Genomic DNA, 17,871 nt, shown 5'->3' with positions numbered 1-17,871 from the left:
CGGACAACCGGGGCGAGCCGTCTTCAGCGGATCAGCCGTTGTTCGGCAGCGGGATCGGCAGCGGGAGACCCGGAGCCGGGGCAGGCGCAGGCGCGGGCGCTGGAGCCGGGACCGGCAGCGGAACCGGGAGCGGCAGCGGCAGCGGGATCGGCAACGAGCCCAGCAGGCTGCCCAACAGGTTCATCACCAGCGACAGCAGGGACGCGACCAGGCCGGTGACGGCCGAGATCGGGTCCGGCAGGCCCAGCGGCAGCAGCCTGGCCTGGATCTGGGCGGCCGTGTCGTCGGCCTCCTCGACCAGGTCGAGCGTCTGGCTGGTCCTGGCGACGGTTCGGACGTCGTCGAGGACGGGGCGTAGTTCGGTGACCGACTTGAGCAGCGCTGTCACGTCCTCGGCCTTGTGCGCCGAGTCGATGCGGTCGTGCATGGCCTTGAGCTGCTCGATGGTGTCGGAGGTCGACACCGCGGCGGTCGGGGGCTGGTCGGGCGTCGGCGTGGTCGCGGTCGCCATACCGGCCCCGGCCAGGGAGAGCACGCTCACGGTCGTGACCGAGGCCACGAGCCGAACGAGGTGACGGTTCATCGAAAGGTCCTTCCGGTTGGTTCACACCGCTGAACAACGGCTACCAGCCGAAACCAAACGTCACCAGACGATCACTGAAGGTGATTACCGCAGGTCACGTCGTTGTCACCCGAATCCACGCGAACGAGCGTCCCATCCGAATGAAGATCACCGCCCGGCGTCCACCCGGCGCGACGGGAACGGACATGAAAGACCCACGGGTACACCATCACGCACGATCGGCTCATTGTGTGCCAAGACTCAGGAAAAACACTCGAAAGGGCTCTTGCGTTTAGCCCGTTCGCAGTTTTTTGCCAGTCATGAATATGTTTCCATGGCCAACATTCTTACCAGGACGACAACACCGCGGGCCGCAGTGCCGAGTCGACATCGCGGAACAGCTGCAGCGAGTCGGCGAGGCCGGTGAGCTGCATGGTGCCCAGAACGGGCCCCGGCGGGACGGCGACGCGCAGCCGTCTGCCGCGGTGCAGGCAGTGATAGTGGGCGCGCAGCAGCAGCGGGGCAGTGCCGACGCTGAGGTAGGTGACCCGCGAGAGGTCCAGCACCACCAGGGTTTTGAGCGTTTCCTCGGCGCAGGCGTCCTCGACCTGGGCGCGCCACGGACCTTCGGAGAGCAGATCGATGCGGCCCATGGCGGAGACCACGATGGCGGAGCGCGTCACGCGAGTGGTCACCTCCAGGGGTGCGCGCACGGCAGCCTCCGCAAACGTCCATGAACCGTCAGTGGTTGTCGCCGGGGCCAGGCGGGACGCAATACACGCCGGTCGCGAGCGAGTTGCCGCGGACTATAACGGACAGAATGCAAGGCGCCGCGCGACACCCTGGAGGGCCGTCGAGAAGCGTCCGAATTGCGGGAAATCCGCGCGGAAATACACACACCTTTAACGGGAGTTCGCCCGCTATTGATCTTCCCGGGCGTCGCGCGCGCGGTCGGCGTCCGCGGCTTCCGCGCGGTCGGGAACGCGGGCGGCGTCAGCGGGCCGCGCCTCGCCGACCTTCGCCCAGGCCAGATCCCTCAGTTCGACCGACACACGATGATCGTCGGCCGAATGGAGCACTTCGTTACACACCGCGACACCCAGTCACCCGTTTGCCGCAATGATCATTCTTTCGGCCGGTCCGAGTTCGATTGGCGAGTGATCGTCTCGCCCGTCTACCGTCAGCGCATGACGAAGCGAACAGCCGCCCGGGCGTGGTTCGGGCTGACCGCGCTGGCGGTCCTGGCCGGTCTGGTCATCCAGACGGCGGTCACCGCGAACGCCACCGGCGGGCACTTCACCACCGTGTCCGGGCGGCTGTTCAACCTGCTGTGCTTCTTCACCATCGAGTCCAACATCATCGTGCTGGTCACCCACGCGCTGTTGGCCGCGAACCCGGAGCGCCGGTCGACGGTGTTCCGCGCGTTCCGCCTGATGGGTGTCCTGGGCATCACGATCACCGGCATCGTCTTCCACACCGTGCTGTCGGGCCTGAACGACCTGCAGGGCGCGGCAGCGGTCGCCGACTTCTTCCTGCACACCGCGTCGCCGCTGCTGACGGTGGTCGGCTGGCTGGTGTTCGGCCCGCGCGGGCTCATCGACAACCGGGTGATCGCGCTCGCGGCGCTGTTCCCGCTGCTCTACCTGGGCTTCACGCTGGTCCGCGGGCCGATCGTGGACTTCTACCCGTATCCGTTCCTGGACGTGAGCGAGCACGGCTACGGCAAGGTGGCGTTCAACAGCGTCCTCGTGGCCATGCTGTTCGTCGTGCTGGCGTTGGGCGCGAGGGCCGTGGACCGCGCCCTGGCGAAGCGGGAGACGGCGTCGGCCTAGGCGACGCCGGGCGGGAAGCCGCCGGTCGCGATGGGGCCCCAGCGGTCGATGGTGACGCGGATCAGGCACTTGCCCTGCCGGACCATCGCCGCGCGGTACTCGTCCCAGTCGGGATGCTCACCGCGGATCACCCGGAAGTACTCGACGAGCGGCTCGACCGCGTCAGGCAGGTCGATGATCTCGGCGTGCCCGTCCACCTGGACGTAGGGGCCGTCCCAGTCGTCGGAGATGGCGCACACGGAGACGGCCGGGTCGCGGCGGATGTTGCGGACCTTCGCCCGCGACGGATAGGTGGAGATGACCACCCGGCCTTCGGCGTCGACGCCATAGGCGACCGGGGAGAGCTGGGGGCGCCCGTCGGCCCGCGTGGTCGACAGCAGGCAGCGCGAACGGGCGCGGAGGAAGTCGAGGAGCTGCTCGCGATCGGGGCGGCGGGCGGTGGCGGTTCGTGGGGACATTCCCTGGAACCTACCGACCCGCCGCCCCGAGGCGGTTAGGCTTCTTTGGTGATCTTCGCGAGCCGGGCCTCGGTCGGCCAGCGGACCTCGCTGACCCACCCGAACTTCTCGAAGATCCAGATGAGCCGCGCCGAGATGTCGATCTGCCCGCGCCGCACGCCGTGGCGGGCGCTGGTCGGGTCGGCGTGGTGCAGGTTGTGCCAGGCCTCGCCCATCGACAGGATCGCCAGCGGCCAGAAGTTGGCCGCCTTGTCCCGAGACTTGAACGGGCGCTCACCGATGAGGTGGCACACCGAGTTCGTCGACCAGGTGATGTGGTGCAGGAACGACACGCGCACCAGGCTGGCCCAGAAGAACGCGGTCACCGCGCCCCACCAGGACCACGTGATCAGACCGCCGAGCACGGCGGGCGCGAGCATGGTGACCGCGGTCCACAGGCCGAACTGCTTGTCGATGCGGCGGATGTCCGGGTCGTTGAGCATGTCGGGGGCGAACCGCTCGGCGTTGGTGAGCTTGCGGTCGAAGATCCACCCCATGTGCGCGTGCCAGAACCCCTTGACGAGCGCGGCGGGCGAGGTGCCGAACGCCCACGGGGAGTGCGGGTCGCCGTCGCGGTCGGAGAAGGCGTGGTGGCGGCGGTGGTCGGCCACCCAGTGCAGGATCGGCCCCTGCAGTGCCATGCTGCCGACGATGGCCAGGCCGATGCGCACGGGCCGGTTCGCCTTGAAGGCGCCGTGGGTGAAGTAACGGTGGAATCCGACCGTCACGCCGAGGCAGGTGAAGGTGTAGAAGAACGCGGCCAACGCGACGTCGACCCACCCCAACCCCCATCCCCACGCGAACGGCACCGCGGCGATGAGCGCCACGAACGGCACGAGGATGAAGATGTAGGTGCCGATCTGCGGCCACAACCCGCGCGGCGTGCCGAACATCGGCTTGGGACCCTCCGGGTCCACCTGCGGGCCGCTGCCCTCGACGGTCGCGGTCATTTCTGCCCTCCGGCTCCTGGGTACCTGCCCAGTGGGTCTGGGGGAATTAGTACCTGCTCAGCCGTAAGCAAACCAGGCACTCAGGCAGACACCAAGCGTCGGTCGGGTGAGGGTTGTCCGAATTGACCGGGCACGTGGGCGAAGGTGGCGCGGGTCACAGGCGACCCGCGCCACCGGTCACTCACGCACAGAGAACATCGATGAAGATCGTCGCGGACCGGCCGATGCTGGTGATCTTGACATCGACGGAGCCCGCACCGTTGACATGCTTCTTGCCGTAGTCGATCGCCAACACCTGGCACCCAGGCTGGTCAGCCACCGAGATCCGGTGCGTCCCGACCTCGACGGCCTCGACGTGCGCCTCATGGTTGACGTTGAGCTGCGGCGCGAAATACGACCACTTGCGGTTGCTCGCACCGTTGGTGTCGGTCCAGGTCACCGAGAGCCCGTCGATCAGGTTCGGGTTGCCGGGCCGGTAGAACCGGGTGTCGATCTCGACGATGATGTCCTCGTCGACCTTGAAGTTGTCGGTCTTGCTGTCGGCGGGCACAAACCCGTGCCGGTTCCCCGCCGCGTTGCCACAGTCGACGACGTCGAGCCCGTTGGCCACACCGAGCTCAGCACACCCGGCGAGGAAGTCGGAGACCATGGTCGCCCACACCTTGTAGACGCCACCGTTGTTGGGGGTGTCGAGGTACGGGTAGAGCTGCACGGTGGTCGCCCCGTGATCGACGTCGAGCCCCGTGACGTGCTCACACCCGGTGGCGACGACGCTGGTGATGATCCCGCCGGAGACCACGAACTGACGACAGCGGGCGGGGTCGGTGGAGAGCAGGACCTTGCCACTGGGGTCGGTTACCTGGAAGACGTAGGTGCCGTCATCGAGCCCGGCCGCGTGCTGGGGCGCACCGGGCCCAGGCCCGCCGTCGAGGTAGACGTCCGGCTTGGCGTCGTAGTGGTTGAAGTTGACCTCAGTGCCGTCCGCCAAGGTCGTGAAGATCGCGCCGGACGGGGCGTCGGCCGACGCCTGCCCGACCGGGATGGATAACGCCGCGGCTACGAGGGCCGCGGCAAGACCTGCACGCGCCAGGGATCGCATGTCCTGCTCCGATCCAGGAGAAGTAGTCCCCGACCAGGCGATGCTATTCCTCGACGCGCATGCCAAAAGCCCTTGATCGGTTCACCCCACGCCCCGCGCCCCGGCCGCGCCATGACCGTCCCACGGCACGGGTTCCGCAGGGCAGGCAACGGTACGAACCCACCGCGGGCCCAGTTCAAGGTAGGTCGAACAGGGCGATGGCGCTCTCGTTCAGGCTGCCCAGGTAAACAGTGCCGTCGTGTTCTCGGACGCCGGTGACCATGTGGTAGTTGGGCACCTTGCCAAAGCAGTCATGCACTGTTCTGCCGGTTACGCCGTCAACTGCCCGCACCCAAACAACCTTCTTCTCCTTAGGTTGCAAAGGCTCCGGAATTCGCCAAAGTGCCTGTCGAACCTTGGGTGGCGTCCTCAACAACACATCCAACACCGGATTCCTCGGTGAAGCCAAAGCTATCCAGACAAGCCCGTCACTGCCGGTCGAAATGTTGTCCGGGAAGCCAGGAAGGTTGTCGACCAACACGTCAGACTTTCCGGCACGGTCCCCAGTCAGCCACAACCGGTTCAGGCAGTACTCCCCCGTCTGCGCCACCACCACGTAAGACTCATCCGGCGCCAACGCCACCCCATTGGCGAAGTGCAGGCCCGTCAACAGAGTCTCAACAGCACCATCAGGCGACCGCCGCAACAACCGTCCGGTCCCCGAGTGCTCCAGCAGATCAGCCTTCCAGAACTCCAGATCGAACCGGCTCGACGAGTCCGTGAAGTACACCGTCCCGTCCCCAGCCACAGCGGCGTTGTTGCACACCCGCAGCCCAGGCCCAGCCGGGATCAACACCTCGATCTCACCGTGAGTCTTGTCGATCAGCAGCAAGCCCTTGTCAGCGTCACAGACCAGCAGCCGACCATCAGGGAACAGCTCCAACCCCAGCGGCCGACCACCCGTGTCGGCGATCGTGTCCAATCGCCGCCCGTCAGCCGTCAAGCGGAGAACCCGGCCGTCCTCGACCCCGGTGAACACGTGGCCGTGGTCGTCCACCAGGACATCCTCAGCCCCCTTCCCCGTCACCTGCCGCACGGTCAACGCGGGAAGAGACGGTTTCGGCTTCGGTCCGGTGCGGGGAGCCCGCCACACCACAGGTTCGATCTTCGGACGGCCCATAGCCCCACCCTAGAAGCTCAGCGGTAAGTCAGCAGATCGCGGCGAGTGCCGTCGAAGTGCCCATGCTCGTTGAACGAGACCAGCGACGCCCCGGAACGCCCGACGATGATCTTGGTGATCGCCGCGTTCACCACGACCCGGTTGATCGCGACCACATCCGCGCCCATCAACCGAGAACAAAGCGCCGCGATCACGCCGCCCGACGTGAAGACCAACGCGTCACCGCCCGCCGCCACCTCCGTCAGGGCCGCCACCGCCCCGTCGGCGAAGTCCGAGAACGTGGACTCGCCAACGCGACTCCCGCCGACCCACGCGCCAAGCGCCTGGTCGAGCAACCCCTGGAACTCGCGCGGAGACGCGGGAAGGTCGATGTTCTCCCTGGCCAGATGGCTCTGCACCAGCCCGAGATGGTCGTACTCGTTCCACCGCGCGTCCGTGCCGCACTCCAGGTCGAACCCGGCCGCGGCGAGGGTCGTCGCGGCCGTGTCCTGCTGCCGGGCCAAAGTCCCCGACCACGCCTGGACCGGTTCGATCCCCCGCGCGCGCAGTTCCTCGCCCAACACCTTCGCCTGCTGATGGCCGACGGGCGACAGCACGTCGTAATCCACCGCACCAAACGATGCCTGACCATGGCGGAGCAGATGAATCACAGTCATAGAACCTGGCCGATCGCTCTGCTGATCAACTCGCGGCAGCGCCACTCCAGATAACCCGAGAACATCCAGAAGTCCTTGAACGCCGGATTCGTGGTCTGCCCGTGGTGATACCGGTAGTAGATCTGCTGCAGGATCACCGCGAGCCGGAACAGCCCGAACACCTCGTAGAACGCCCAGTTCGCCGGCCGCAAACCCATCCGCGAGCAATAGTGGTCAACGATCTCGGCCCGCGTCAGCATCCCGGGAACGTGCGAAGGCTGGCGGCGGGCCATCTTGAAGACGTCGTCGTCGTCGCCCTGGATCCAGTAGGCGATCAGGCCGCCGAGGTCCATCAGGGGGTCACCGAGGGTCGACATCTCCCAGTCCAGCACGCCGACGATCTCGCGGTCGTCGTCGAGCACCACGTTGTCGAACCGCCAGTCGTTGTGGATCACGACCGTGGCGACGTCGTCGGGCTGGTGGGCGTCGAGCCACGACATGACCTCGGCGAAGTCGGGGACGTTGTCGGTCCGCGCGGCCACGAACCGCTCCGACCAGCCCTTCACCTGCCGCCCGACATACCCGCGGCCCTTGCCCAGGTCCGTCAGCCCGGCCGCTTCCGGGTCGACCTGGTGCAGGTCGACGAACCGGTCGATCAGCGCCGTCGACAGCGAGCGCGCCTCGGCCTCGGTGAGGGTCATGCCCTCGGGCAGGTCGCCGCGCAGGATCGTGCCCGGGATGCGTTCCATGACGTAGAAGTCCGAGCCCAGCACCGAATGGTCCTCGCACAGCCCGAGGACCGTCGGCACATACGGGTACACCGGCTTCAGCGCCGACTGGACACGGAACTCGCGCTTCATGTCGTGCGCCGACGCGGCCTTCTTGCCCACCGGCGGGCGGCGCAGGATGAGGTCGCGGTCCGGGTACTCCAGCAGGTACGTCAGGTTCGACGCACCGCCGGGGAACTGGCGCACCGTCGGCTCGCCACCCAGACCGTCCACAACGGACGAGAGCCAGGCGTGCACGGCCGCGGTGTCGAAGGCATCCTCTGCTCGCACCTCGCGAGGCTGGTCCCGCTGGGTCATGCCCGCGTCCTTGTCACGACCGACATGTCCCGGGTCATGACAGCTTGGCCACGATGCCCAGCGGCAGGTTCCGCATGGCGAAGCCCATCAGCGTCCACGGCCAGCCCGGCGTGCACGCCTGCGCCGACTCCTTCTCGATCGCCTTCACCATCGAGCGCACGCCCGGCACGGTGTCGACCATCAGCGGGGTCTTCTTGACGCTGTCGTTCATCTCCGAGCGGATGTAGCCGGGGTAGATCGTGGTGACGTTGATCGGCGACTTCAGCGTGTCGGCCCGGATGCCCTCGGCCAGCGCGGCGATGCCCGCCTTCGTCGCGGCGTACGTCGACAGGTTTCGCGGCAGCCCGCGCATCGCCGACATCGACGAGATCACCACGAGGTGGCCCGCGTTCTGGTCGCGGAAAGCCTCCATCGCGGCCTCGCACTGGGCGAGCGCGGAGACGAAGTTGGTCTCGGCGGTCTGCTTGTTGGCGTAGAAGTAGCCGGTGCCGACCGGCTGCCCCTTGCCGAGGCCCGCGTTGACGATCACCCGGTCGATCGTGCCCAACTCGGACCGGAACTCGCCGAAGACCTTGAACACCGCGTCGTGGTCGTTGACGTCGAGCGCCTTCACCACGACCTTGATGCCCGGGTTCGCCGCGAGCAACTCCTCGCGCAGCTTCTCCAGCCGGTCGGTGCGCCGGGCGGCCAGCGCCAGGTTGCGGCCGAGCGCGGCGAACTGGCGGGCCATCTCCTCGCCGAGGCCGGAGCTGGCGCCGGTGATCAGGATGTTCTTGCGTGTAGTCACTCTTGCTCCATCTTGGGCCGCAACCGGGCCCATGTCTTGGCGACCTGCTTGTCGACCAGGCGCGGCGCGATCCGCTTGAGCAGGTGCGCGCGCTTCCCGTCGGCGTGGGTGTGCACGAGGAAGCGCTTGGCCGCCACCGCGTCGAACACCAGCTCCGCCACGTCGTCCGGGGTCACCTTGGACGAGGCCATGAGGTTCTGGCTGAACTTGAGCGCGGCCGGGTCCGGCGTGCGCATCCGGTCGTTGAGGTTCGTCTTCACGAAGCCAGGGCACACCACGGTCGTGCCGATGCCGTACGACACGAGTTCGTGGTGCAGGGTCTCGGAGAGCGCGACGACCCCGGCCTTGGTGACGTTGTACGACGCCATCGCGGGCAGGTTCATGATCGCCGCGAGCGAGGCGACGTTCACGATGTGCCCGGAGCCCTGGGCCTTGAACACCGGCACGAACGTCGCGCAGCCGCGCACGACGCCCTTGACGTTGATCTCCCAGATCCAGTCCCAGTCGGCCATCGAGATCCGCTCGATCCGCCCGCCGGAGGCCACACCCGCGTTGTTGACCAGCACGTCGAGCCCGCCCCAGTGCTCGTCGCACCACGTCTTCGCGGCGGCCCATGACTCGTCGCCGGTGACGTCGAGGGCGAGGTGGTCGGCATCGAGTTCCTTGGCCGCGGTCTCGGCGGCGGTGGCGTCGACGTCGGTGACGAGCACCTGCCAGCCCGCGGCCTTGTAGCGGCCCGCGATGGCCTTGCCGAGCCCGGAGCCCGCTCCGGTGATCAGGATGCGCTTCACGCGGTGTACTTCTTCAGCTCGATGCGCGACACGACGCCGCGGTGGACCTCGTCGGGCCCGTCGGCCAGCCGCAGCGACCGGGCGCCCGCGTAGGCCGCGGCCAGCGGGAAGTCGTCGGTCATGCCCGCGCCGCCGTGCAGCTGGATGGCCATGTCGATCACGTCGAGGGCCATGTTCGGCACCACGACCTTGATCTGCGACACCTCCGACAGCGCGCCCTTCAGCCCGTAGGTGTCGAGCTTCCACGCGGTGCTCAGCACCAGCAGCCGCGCCTGCTCGATGGCGATGCGCGCGTCGGCGATGCGCTCGCGGTTGCCGCCGAGGTTGGCCAGCGGCTTGCCGAACGCCTCCCGCGTCGTCGCGCGCTGACACGCCAGCTGCAGTGCCTTCTCGGCGAGGCCGATGAGCCGCATGCAGTGGTGGATGCGGCCCGGCCCGAGCCTGCCCTGGGCGATCTCGAACCCGCGCCCCGGCCCGGCGATGACCGCGTCGAGCGGCAGCCGGACGTCGGTGAAGCTGACCTCGCCGTGCCCGAACGGCTCGTCGTGGCGGCCGAACACCGGCAGCATGCGCTCCAGCTTGAACCCGGGTGTGTCCAGCGGCACCAGCACCATCGAGTGGCGCGCGTACTTGTGGGCGTCCGGGTCGGTCAGGCCCATGAAGATGGCGACCTTGCAGTTCGGGTGCCCGATGCCGGTGGAGAACCACTTGCGTCCATTGAGGACGATCTGGTCGTCCTTGACCACCGCCGTCGCGGCCATGTTCGTCGCGTCGGAGGAGGCGACGTCGGGCTCGGTCATGCAGAACGCCGACCGGATCTCGCCGCGGAGCAGCGGTTCGAGCCACTGCTTCTTCTGCTGCTCGCTGCCGTAGAGGTGCAGAACCTCCATGTTGCCCGTGTCCGGCGCGTTGCAGTTGAAGACCTCGGGCGCGATGAACGACTGCCCCATCAGCTCGGCGAGCGGCGCGTACTCGACGTTGGAGAGGCCGGACTCGGCGTGCAGGAAGAGGTTCCACAGACCCTGCTCGCGCGCCTTGGCTTTGAGCTCCTCGATGACCGGGAGCACGACCCACGGGTTGTCCAGGGCGGCCAGGTCGCGGTGGAAGGCGGGCTCGACCGGCTCGATCTCGGTGCGGATGAAGTCGCCGACCCTGGCCAGGTAGTCGGCTGCCTTAGCCGAGTGCGCGAAGTCCATGTCGCCTCCTATTGAGCGTTGCTCAACAAGGTACCCTGCTTATCGAGCGATGCTCAACAGGTGGAGGGAGTGACGTATGGCCCAGGCGCCCGCGCGGACCCGGCGCACGGCCGAGGACCGGCGCAAACAGCTGATCGGCATCGGCCTGAGCATGCTGACCGTCCGCCCCATCCACCAGGTCACCATCGATGAGGTCGCCGCCGAGGCGGGCATCTCGCGCAGCCTGCTGTTCCACTACTTCCCCACCAAGCAGGACTACTACGTCGAGGTCGTCCGCGCCGCCAGCCGCCGAATCCTGCGCTACGCCGCCCCCGACGACTCCCCGCGCGCGATCGTCGACGGCTACGTCGCCTTCATCGAACGCCGCCGCACCCAGTACGTCGGCCTCTTCCGCGCCACCGGCCTGGACGACTGGGTCCGCCAGATCCACGACGAGACCCAGGACGCCCTGACCGTGCGGATCATGTCGGCCCTGAACCTGACCACCCCGTCGGAACCCGTGGCACTGGCCGTCCGAGCGTGGTGGGCGTTCGCCGAGGAACTAGCCATCGAGTGGACAGGCAAGCAGCGAACCGACAAGGACGCCCTGGTCGACCTACTCCTGGGCGCCTTGGACAACGTCATCGCACTGGCACAGAAGATCACCTAGAAACGCGTGTCGCCCCCTCCCGGTCCGGTCCGGGAGAGGGCGACACGTGCCCGCCTTACTTGGTCTGGGTCTGCAGCAGCTTGTTCACCGTGTCCGGGCTGATGTCAGTGATCTTGTCCGGCACCGCGGCCTCAGTCAGCGCCTTCTCCACATCAGCGGGCTTGGCCTCCGGGTTCGCCGCGAGATAAAGCGCAGCCGCGCCGGCAACATGCGGAGTGGCCATCGACGTACCGCTGATCGTCTTGGTCTCCCCGCCGATCCACGACGAAGTGATGTCCACTCCCGGCGCGTAGATGTCGACAATCGAACCGAAGTTGGAGAACTCTGCCTGCTTGTCGGCATCGTCCGACGCCGCGACCGTGATCGCCTCAGGCACCCGAGCGGGCGACACACCACCCGCGTCAGACGACTCATTGCCAGCAGCAACCGCGAACGTCACGCCAGACTCCACAGCGGCCTGCACCGCCTTGTCCAACGCCTCGTCAGCCTTGCCACCCAAGCTCATGTTCGCCACCGAAGGACCCTCGTGGTTCTTGGTGACCCAGTCGATGCCTGCGATGACGCCCGCGGTCGTGCCGCTGCCGTCGGCGTCGAGCACCCGCACGGGAACGATCTTCACGCCCTTGGCCAGCCCGTACTCCGTGCCGCCGATGGTGCCCGCGACGTGCGTACCGTGCCCGTTCTCGTCATCGGGCTTGTCGTCGTTGTCGACGGCGTCGAACCCGCCCTCGACGCGGCCACCGAGTGCGGGGTGGTCGGCCTGGACGCCGGTGTCGATCACGAACGCGGTGACGTTGTCCGCTTTGGACTCATAGCTGTAGGACTTGTCCAGCGGCAGGTCAGCCTGGTCGACGCGGTCGAGTCCCCACGACGGTGGGTTCGGCTGCTCATCCAGGGCGTGCACGCGCAGGTTGGCCTGCACGAACGCCACCTTGTCGTCCGCGGCGAGCTTGCGTGCGTCCGATTCGGACATGGTGGCGGCGTAGCCGTTGATGGAACTGAACTGGGTACCGGAGATCCGCAGACCCTCAGCGGTCGCGCCGTCCTTCAGCACGACGATGTAACTGTCCTTGATCGCGTCCGGGCTGTTCGCCAGCCGGACTTCACCCTCCTGCGCCTGAGCGGGCACCGCGACCACCGCGACGGCGGTTGCGACTGTGCTGATGAGACCGAAGCCGATTGCGAGTCGGCCCCGACGACCTTCGCGCCTCAACGTCATGGAAAGGGATTCCTTCCTGATTGGGAAATCCCATGCAATGCCGTCGCGACGTGAACAGGCAACCCTTGCCACTTGCCACTGATGGTCCGATCAGACCAAGTCAAAGAACTGTTCAGTGCATGTGACCTGGGGCTCGTCAGCCAAAATCGGACAAGCGGTTTCGCAGCACTTTCCCGGTCGCGTTGCGCGGAAGCTCAGGCAGGAACACGACTTCGCGCGGCACCTTGAACCGGGCGAGGTTGGCCTTCACGTGCTCCCGCAGCTCGTCGGCGGCGACGCTGGCACCCTCGTCCAGCGCCACATAAGCCTTCAGCCGCTGGCCGAATTCAGGATCCGCCACACCGATCACCGCGGCCTCGGTCACGCCGGGATATTCGACGAGCAGATTCTCCACCTCCACCGGGAAAACGTTCTCGCCGCCGGAGACGATCATGTCGTCGTCGCGGCCGTCGATGAACAGACGACCGTCGGCGTCGAAATGGCCCACGTCACCAATCGATAGCAATCCATCGATGATGTCCTTGTGGCGGCCGTCGGTGTACCCGGCGAAACTCAGTCCACTCCCGACGAATACGCGCCCAGTGACGTCGGGCTGGGTGATCCGTCTGCCCGCGTTGTCGTAGAGCCGCACGACACAGCCCACCGGCGCGCGGCCGACGGTTCCGGGCGCGGCACGCCAGTCCTCCGGTGTGGCCACGGTGGCGACCGCGACCTCGGTGGACCCGTACAGGTTGTGGATGACGTCCCCGAAGACCTTCGTGGCCCGGTTGCCCAATTCAGGCGACAGCGCCGAACCCGCGGTGAACAGGATGCGCAGCGAACTGGTGTCGTAGCGGCCGAGGACCTCCGGCCCCAGATCGACGATGCGCTGCAGCATCGTCGGCACCACGACGAGCGTCGTGGCCTTGTTGTCCTCGATCGCCTTCAGCGTCAGCTCCGGGTCGAACCGGCGGCGCATCACCACGGCCGACCCGAGGGCGAAGCTGATGATGAACTGCGACAGCCCGGTGCCGTGGAACAGCGGCGCGCCGAGCATCGTCGTCTCGCCGGAGCGCAGCGGGATCCGGTCGAGGAACTGCGCGGCGGCCAGCGGCGACCGCACCTGCCGCGGCGCGCCCTTGGGCGTGCCGGTGGTCCCGCTGGTCAGCAGCACCATGCCGCCGGGTTCGGCGGGCACGGCCACCGGCCGGTCGTCGGTGTTGGCGATGAGTTCCTCGATGGTCCGCTCGTCCTCCGGGACATCGTCGACCCACGCGGTGAACCGGGGGATGCTCGGCGGCAGCGCGGTGGCGAGTTCGGCGAACTCCTGGTCGTGGATGAAGACGGTGACGCCCTCGCGCTTGGCCACGTCGGCGAGCTGCGGCTTGGCGAAGCCGGTGTTCATCAGCAGCAGCCGCGCGCCGAGCTTGCCCGCTGCGAGCATCGTGTCGACCGCGCCCCGGTGGTCCCTGGCCAGCAGCGCGATGACGGACCGGTCGCTCACCCCGCGGTGGGCGAGCGCGCGGGCGAGGGCGTTGGAGCGGGTGTCGAGCTGGCGGAAGGTGAGCGGGCCGAGTTCGTCGACCAGGCCGATCGCCCGGTGGTCGCGGGTGGCGGCGACCTTGGCCGCGCCCGCGATCGGGCCGAGCCTGCGGACGGCGATCATCGACTTGAGCACGTGGTCCGGTCTGGCCAGCGGCACGAGCCCCGCCCGGCGCATCACGTCGACGCTGCGGACGACGGTCGGCACCTTGCCCGCCAGGTCTCGCACCAGGGTCAGGTAGTCGCTCACGCTGCCTCCCGAATCCGTGTTGCCTGCACCAGCACGGTGCCGCAGAAGTTACCGGCGAGTCAACACCGGTCGGCCAAACCCTGACAGCGGTTGTCAGTGGGTTAGCGCAGAATGCGCGACGTGCGGGTGATCGTGGTGCCGGAAGGCGAGGGAACGGCGCGGGCGCGGGTGCTCGACGAGCCCGGTGCGCCGATCGCGATTCCCGATGTCGCGGCCTGGATGGCCGAGCGGCAGCGCGAGACCGACGTCCGCTGGATCATCCCGGCCGCCGACGAGCTGTGTCCCGCGCTGCTGGCCGCCGGGGTCCGCCTCGGCCGGTGCCACGACCTGTCGCTGGCCGAGGGCATCCTGCTGGCCTTCGAGGAGCGCCCCGGCCGCCCCCGCAACCTCGGTGCCGCCTACGCGCGCACCCGCGGCCTGCCCGAGCCCGCCGACCCTCGTCCGCTGATCCGCACCGAGCAGCCTGCCCTCTTCGAGCCCGACCGCGGCACGGCGCCCGCCGCCGATCCCCTCGACGCCGCCGTCGCCGTCCTGGCTGACCAGGAGCGGCGGATCGCCAATACCGCCCACCCCGACCGGCTGCGCCTGCTGATCGCCGCCGAGTCCGCGGGCGCGCTGGCCGCCGCCGAGATGACGTACTACGGCCTGCCGTGGCGCGTCGACATCCACACCGAGTTGCTCACCGACCTGCTCGGCCCGCGCCCCTCCCCCGGCGCGCGCCCGGCGAAGCTCAACGACCTGGCCGAACGCATCAGCGACGCCTTCTCCGGCAGGCCGATCAACCCTGACCACCCGCCGAGCATCGTGCGCGCGTTCGCCCGCGAGGGCATCGAGATCCCGTCGGCGCGCGCGTGGGTGCTGAAGGAAGTGGAGCACCCGGCGGTCGAGCCGCTGCTGGCGTACAAGGAGCTGTCCAGGCTCTATGTCGCCCACGGCTGGTCGTGGCTCGACTCGTGGGTCGACAACGGCCGCTTCCGCCCGGAGTACGTCGTCGGCGGCGTCGTCTCCGGCCGCTGGGCCACCCGCGGCGGCGCGGCGCTCCAGCTCCCCCGCACTCTGCGCACGGCCGTCCGCGCAGACCCGGGCTGGACGCTGATGGTCGCCGACGCCTCGCAGCTGGAGCCGCGTGTGCTCGGCGCGCTGTCCGGCGACCGGCGGTTCGCCGAGGTGTCGGCGTCGGAAGACCTCTACACGAGCCTCGCCGCCGACGCCTTCGACGGCGACCGCGGCCGGGCGAAGATCGCGATGCTCTCGGCGATGTACGGCGGCACGAGCGGCGAGGCCGGGCCACTGCTGGCCGTGCTGCGCAAGCGGTTCCCGCACGCGGTGGACTACGTCGAGCAGGCGGCCCGCGCCGGTGAGGAGGGCCGGGTCGTGCGCTCCCGCCTCGGCCGCACGAGCCCGCCGCCGAGCGACGCCTGGCGCGAGCTGACCTCCGACCCGGACGAGACCGCCGAGCGGCGGGGACGGCAGGCCGCGCGCGAGTGGGGCCGGTTCACCCGCAACTTCGTCGTGCAGGCCAGCGCCGCCGACTGGGCGCTCACCATGCTCGCGACCCTCCGGCGGCGGCTGACCACGTCGGCACCGGAGGCCGAGATCGTCTTCTTCCAGCACGACGAGGTGATCGTGCACTGCCCGCAGGCCGCCGCCGACGTGGTCGCCAAGGAGATCAGCGAGGCCGCCGACCAGGCCACCGCCCTCGTCTTCGGCGACACCCCGGTCCGCTTCCCGCTGATCGCCGCCGCCGTCGACTGCTACGCCGACGCCAAATAGCTAGCCTGCTTTGGAGCACGTGAGTCGACGACGCGAGCCGTCTGGTCCGACGAGCGCGATGACGGTGTCACCGGGGACCGCGACCATCACCGTGCACGCGATCTGGTCGACGGCAGGCGCGGAGAGCGTTTCGGGCACCGAGACCGCGCCGTCGGCGTAGGCCAACGTCGTCCCCGGCGGGATCGCGGTCGTCACCCCCTGGGCCGACTCGTCCGCGGTCGGCCCGAGACCAAGCGCCTTGAGAGCGCCCAAGACCCCGGCGTCGGTCGTCTCCGGCCGGACGACGAGGGTCATCTCGCCGCCGAACAGCAGGTAGAGCCGCAGACCCGCCGTCTCCCCGGTGGGGGCATCGTCGCCGGTGATGGGGGCGGTCGACCGGACTCCACATCCGGCGACCAGAAAGAGGAGCAGGGCCAGGAAGACTCGTCTCACCGTGGTTCTCCCGTCCGGGCAAGGCGCAGGGTGAAGACCGCGCCGCCGTCCGGCCGGTTCTCCGCGACCAGCTCTCCACCGCGGTGCAGCCGGGCGTTCTCCCGGGCGATGGCCAGCCCCAGCCCGCTGCCCTCGGATCGGGCGCGGGCGGTGTCGGCCTTGTAGAAGCGGTCGAACACCTGGGGCAGGACCGCGGGCGGCAGGCCCGCGCCCCGGTCGGCCACTTCGAGCACGATCCACAGCGGGTCCTCGCGCAGCCGCACCGACACGGGCGGGGCGCCGTGCTTGAGCGCGTTGCCCACCAGGTTCGCCACGATCACGTCGAGCCGCCGCGGGTCCAGTCGGGCTGTGATGCCCTCCGGGAGATCGGTCTCCACCTGGTCTGCCCAGCGGCGCTGCCGCAGTGTCGCGCGCACCGCCGCGGCCACGTCGAGTTCCTCCAGGACCAGGGTCGCCGCGCCGGAGTCGAACCGGCTGATCTCGATCAGGTCGTTCACCAGCCGGGTCAGGTTGTGGGTCTCCTGGCTGACCATCCGGGCCGCCGTGCCCGCGTCCCCGGTGAGCGCCTCGTCGGCCAGCACGTCGGCGAACGCGGTCATCGCGGCCAGCGGTGTGCGCAGTTCGTGGGAGACGTCGGCGACGAACCGGCGGGCGTCGGCCTCCATCCTGCGCAGCTCGCCGACCTGGCGTTCCAGCGCGGCGGCGGTCTCGTTGAACGTCCCGGCCAGCCCGGCCAGCTCATCCGAGCCGCGCACCGCCAGCCGAGTGGTCAACTCGCCCGCGCCGAGTCGCTGCGCGGCCTGGTTGAGCTCCCGCACCGGCCGCAGCACCCCGGCCGCGGCCAGCCAGGCGAGCGCCACGGCCAGGCCGAACGCCAGCGCGCCGGTCATCCAGGCGATCGTGGCCAACCGGTCGATGCTCAGCTGCTCGGGCGCCAGGCTCCGGGCGGTGTAGACCTCGATGCCGGACGGCACCGACCGCCCGCTCGGCAGCGTGACCCGCAACTGGGTGCCCACGACCAGGCTGACCCCGCCGGGTTCGTCCACCCGCTGCCACGAGACCTGCCCCCGAAGGACCGCGCCGCGCAGCTCCGCCGGGATGTTCACCGCGTCCATCCCGGTGGAGGCACTCGGGCCGTAGACGGCGACGGCGGCGTGTTCGCGATCGGACAACCGGCCCGCCAGCGCGTCGAGATCGCCCTTGGTCGGGGGCAGCCGAGGGATCGGGTACATCGCCTGGGTCCGATTGATCAGCGCCCGCGCCTCGGCGTCCTGGGCCTGCTGCAGGATGTTGTTGCTGGCCTGCAGGAAGATGCCACTGGCCACCGCCGCCGCGGTGATCACGCTGAGGAGCGCGAACGCGGCGACCAGCCGGGCCCGCAGCCCCCAAGCGCGCATGCCCGCACGGCTCACAGCGGGCCGAACCGGTATCCGA

Annotated in this window: 19 protein-coding genes; 3 read left to right on the top strand and 16 right to left on the bottom strand. The window is 68.9% G+C overall.

The genetic code is table 11. The features are described from left to right. Nucleotides 1-31: 31 nt before the first annotated feature. The 3 genes from ACSHT8_RS30605 to ACSHT8_RS30595 form a co-directional block, all read right to left on the bottom strand. On the bottom strand, nucleotides 32-583 hold the full coding sequence (locus ACSHT8_RS30605; RefSeq protein WP_436494855.1) for a hypothetical protein: 552 nt from the start codon (nucleotides 581-583) through the stop codon (nucleotides 32-34). 326 nt (nucleotides 584-909) lie between these two features. Next, nucleotides 910-1,245, bottom strand: coding sequence for an STAS domain-containing protein (locus ACSHT8_RS30600; RefSeq protein ID WP_436494853.1), 336 nt, complete (start codon nucleotides 1,243-1,245; stop codon nucleotides 910-912). Nucleotides 1,246-1,482: 237 nt separating this feature from the next. Next, nucleotides 1,483-1,614 (bottom strand): hypothetical protein, encoded by a 132-nt coding sequence (locus ACSHT8_RS30595; protein WP_436494851.1) that lies wholly within the window; start codon nucleotides 1,612-1,614, stop codon nucleotides 1,483-1,485. Nucleotides 1,615-1,749: 135 nt separating this feature from the next. On the opposite strand from ACSHT8_RS30595, the gene ACSHT8_RS30590 reads away from it, so the two are divergent. Next, complete coding sequence (locus ACSHT8_RS30590; protein ID WP_436494849.1) at nucleotides 1,750-2,394, top strand: Pr6Pr family membrane protein; 645 nt, start codon at nucleotides 1,750-1,752, stop codon at nucleotides 2,392-2,394. On the opposite strand, the gene ACSHT8_RS30585 is transcribed toward ACSHT8_RS30590, so the two are convergent. From ACSHT8_RS30585 to ACSHT8_RS30545, 9 genes are all read right to left on the bottom strand, one after another. Further along, nucleotides 2,391-2,852 (bottom strand): PPOX class F420-dependent oxidoreductase, encoded by a 462-nt coding sequence (locus tag ACSHT8_RS30585; protein ID WP_436494847.1) that lies wholly within the window; start codon nucleotides 2,850-2,852, stop codon nucleotides 2,391-2,393. The genes ACSHT8_RS30590 and ACSHT8_RS30585 overlap by 4 nt on opposite strands. 35 nt (nucleotides 2,853-2,887) lie before the next feature. Next, a complete protein-coding gene (locus tag ACSHT8_RS30580; RefSeq protein ID WP_436494845.1) occupies nucleotides 2,888-3,841 on the bottom strand; it encodes an acyl-CoA desaturase in 954 nt (317 codons plus the stop codon). A 181-nt stretch (nucleotides 3,842-4,022) separates the two neighbouring features. Beyond that, the gene (locus tag ACSHT8_RS30575) at nucleotides 4,023-4,940 is read right to left on the bottom strand and encodes a hypothetical protein (protein ID WP_436494843.1); all 918 of its coding nucleotides are present in this window, start codon (nucleotides 4,938-4,940) and stop codon (nucleotides 4,023-4,025) included. 175 nt (nucleotides 4,941-5,115) lie between these two features. After that, nucleotides 5,116-6,099, bottom strand: coding sequence for an SMP-30/gluconolactonase/LRE family protein (locus ACSHT8_RS30570; protein WP_436494841.1), 984 nt, complete (start codon nucleotides 6,097-6,099; stop codon nucleotides 5,116-5,118). A gap of 17 nt (nucleotides 6,100-6,116) precedes the next feature. Then, nucleotides 6,117-6,755, bottom strand: a complete 639-nt coding sequence (locus ACSHT8_RS30565; RefSeq protein WP_436502225.1) for a histidine phosphatase family protein — start codon at nucleotides 6,753-6,755, stop codon at nucleotides 6,117-6,119. After that, nucleotides 6,752-7,819, bottom strand: a complete 1,068-nt coding sequence (locus tag ACSHT8_RS30560; RefSeq protein ID WP_436494839.1) for a phosphotransferase family protein — start codon at nucleotides 7,817-7,819, stop codon at nucleotides 6,752-6,754. The genes ACSHT8_RS30565 and ACSHT8_RS30560 overlap by 4 nt, the downstream gene beginning before the upstream one ends. A 34-nt stretch (nucleotides 7,820-7,853) precedes the next feature. Continuing rightward, complete coding sequence (locus tag ACSHT8_RS30555) at nucleotides 7,854-8,606, bottom strand: SDR family oxidoreductase (RefSeq protein WP_436494837.1); 753 nt, start codon at nucleotides 8,604-8,606, stop codon at nucleotides 7,854-7,856. After that, on the bottom strand, nucleotides 8,603-9,397 hold the full coding sequence (locus tag ACSHT8_RS30550) for an SDR family oxidoreductase (protein WP_436494835.1): 795 nt from the start codon (nucleotides 9,395-9,397) through the stop codon (nucleotides 8,603-8,605). The genes ACSHT8_RS30555 and ACSHT8_RS30550 overlap by 4 nt, the downstream gene beginning before the upstream one ends. After that, nucleotides 9,394-10,593: an acyl-CoA dehydrogenase family protein gene (locus ACSHT8_RS30545; RefSeq protein ID WP_436494833.1), complete on the bottom strand. Its 1,200-nt coding sequence runs from the start codon at nucleotides 10,591-10,593 to the stop codon at nucleotides 9,394-9,396. Before ACSHT8_RS30545 ends, ACSHT8_RS30550 begins: the two co-directional genes overlap by 4 nt. Nucleotides 10,594-10,669: 76 nt before the next feature. Between ACSHT8_RS30545 and ACSHT8_RS30540 the strand changes: the two genes are divergently transcribed. Continuing rightward, a complete protein-coding gene (locus tag ACSHT8_RS30540; RefSeq protein ID WP_436494831.1) occupies nucleotides 10,670-11,242 on the top strand; it encodes a TetR/AcrR family transcriptional regulator in 573 nt (190 codons plus the stop codon). Nucleotides 11,243-11,297: 55 nt separating this feature from the next. Here ACSHT8_RS30540 and ACSHT8_RS30535 read toward each other — a convergent pair whose 3' ends face one another. Further along, a complete protein-coding gene (locus ACSHT8_RS30535) occupies nucleotides 11,298-12,461 on the bottom strand; it encodes a S8 family serine peptidase (protein ID WP_436502224.1) in 1,164 nt (387 codons plus the stop codon). A 136-nt stretch (nucleotides 12,462-12,597) separates the two neighbouring features. Next, a complete protein-coding gene (locus ACSHT8_RS30530) occupies nucleotides 12,598-14,160 on the bottom strand; it encodes an acyl-CoA synthetase (RefSeq protein ID WP_436502223.1) in 1,563 nt (520 codons plus the stop codon). 192 nt (nucleotides 14,161-14,352) lie between these two features. On the opposite strand from ACSHT8_RS30530, the gene ACSHT8_RS30525 reads away from it, so the two are divergent. Beyond that, the gene (locus ACSHT8_RS30525) at nucleotides 14,353-16,005 is read left to right on the top strand and encodes a bifunctional 3'-5' exonuclease/DNA polymerase (RefSeq protein ID WP_436494829.1); all 1,653 of its coding nucleotides are present in this window, start codon (nucleotides 14,353-14,355) and stop codon (nucleotides 16,003-16,005) included. On the opposite strand, the gene ACSHT8_RS30520 is transcribed toward ACSHT8_RS30525, so the two are convergent. Next, on the bottom strand, nucleotides 16,006-16,437 hold the full coding sequence (locus tag ACSHT8_RS30520; protein ID WP_436494827.1) for a hypothetical protein: 432 nt from the start codon (nucleotides 16,435-16,437) through the stop codon (nucleotides 16,006-16,008). It lies immediately after the preceding gene. Then, nucleotides 16,434-17,834 carry an ATP-binding protein gene (locus tag ACSHT8_RS30515; RefSeq protein WP_436494825.1) on the bottom strand — a complete coding sequence of 467 codons (1,401 nt, stop codon included), beginning with the start codon at nucleotides 17,832-17,834 and terminating at the stop codon, nucleotides 16,434-16,436. The genes ACSHT8_RS30520 and ACSHT8_RS30515 overlap by 4 nt, the downstream gene beginning before the upstream one ends. Nucleotides 17,835-17,871 lie beyond the last annotated feature (37 nt).

Origin of the sequence: Actinokineospora sp. HUAS TT18, assembly GCF_051364635.1 — a bacterium.
GTDB lineage: Bacteria > Actinomycetota > Actinomycetes > Mycobacteriales > Pseudonocardiaceae > Actinokineospora.
The sequence above is the reverse complement of the archived record's forward strand: the minus strand, read 5'-3'. Positions and strand labels throughout refer to the sequence as shown.

What these genes read in the sequence shown, in the direction of transcription:
- ACSHT8_RS30605 (WP_436494855.1), bottom strand. Translation starts at nt 583, where the DNA reads ATGAACCGTCACCTCGTTCGGCTCGTGGCCTCGGTCACGACCGTGAGC.
- ACSHT8_RS30590 (WP_436494849.1), top strand. Translation starts at nt 1,750, where the DNA reads ATGACGAAGCGAACAGCCGCCCGGGCGTGGTTCGGGCTGACCGCGCTG.
- ACSHT8_RS30585 (WP_436494847.1), bottom strand. Translation starts at nt 2,852, where the DNA reads ATGTCCCCACGAACCGCCACCGCCCGCCGCCCCGATCGCGAGCAGCTC.
- ACSHT8_RS30580 (WP_436494845.1), bottom strand. Translation starts at nt 3,841, where the DNA reads ATGACCGCGACCGTCGAGGGCAGCGGCCCGCAGGTGGACCCGGAGGGT.
- ACSHT8_RS30575 (WP_436494843.1), bottom strand. Translation starts at nt 4,940, where the DNA reads ATGCGATCCCTGGCGCGTGCAGGTCTTGCCGCGGCCCTCGTAGCCGCG.
- ACSHT8_RS30570 (WP_436494841.1), bottom strand. Translation starts at nt 6,099, where the DNA reads ATGGGCCGTCCGAAGATCGAACCTGTGGTGTGGCGGGCTCCCCGCACC.
- ACSHT8_RS30565 (WP_436502225.1), bottom strand. Translation starts at nt 6,755, where the DNA reads ATGACTGTGATTCATCTGCTCCGCCATGGTCAGGCATCGTTTGGTGCG.
- ACSHT8_RS30560 (WP_436494839.1), bottom strand. Translation starts at nt 7,819, where the DNA reads ATGACCCAGCGGGACCAGCCTCGCGAGGTGCGAGCAGAGGATGCCTTC.
- ACSHT8_RS30545 (WP_436494833.1), bottom strand. Translation starts at nt 10,593, where the DNA reads ATGGACTTCGCGCACTCGGCTAAGGCAGCCGACTACCTGGCCAGGGTC.
- ACSHT8_RS30540 (WP_436494831.1), top strand. Translation starts at nt 10,670, where the DNA reads ATGGCCCAGGCGCCCGCGCGGACCCGGCGCACGGCCGAGGACCGGCGC.
- ACSHT8_RS30535 (WP_436502224.1), bottom strand. Translation starts at nt 12,461, where the DNA reads ATGACGTTGAGGCGCGAAGGTCGTCGGGGCCGACTCGCAATCGGCTTC.
- ACSHT8_RS30530 (WP_436502223.1), bottom strand. Translation starts at nt 14,160, where the DNA reads ATGCGCCGGGCGGGGCTCGTGCCGCTGGCCAGACCGGACCACGTGCTC.
- ACSHT8_RS30515 (WP_436494825.1), bottom strand. Translation starts at nt 17,834, where the DNA reads ATGCGCGCTTGGGGGCTGCGGGCCCGGCTGGTCGCCGCGTTCGCGCTC.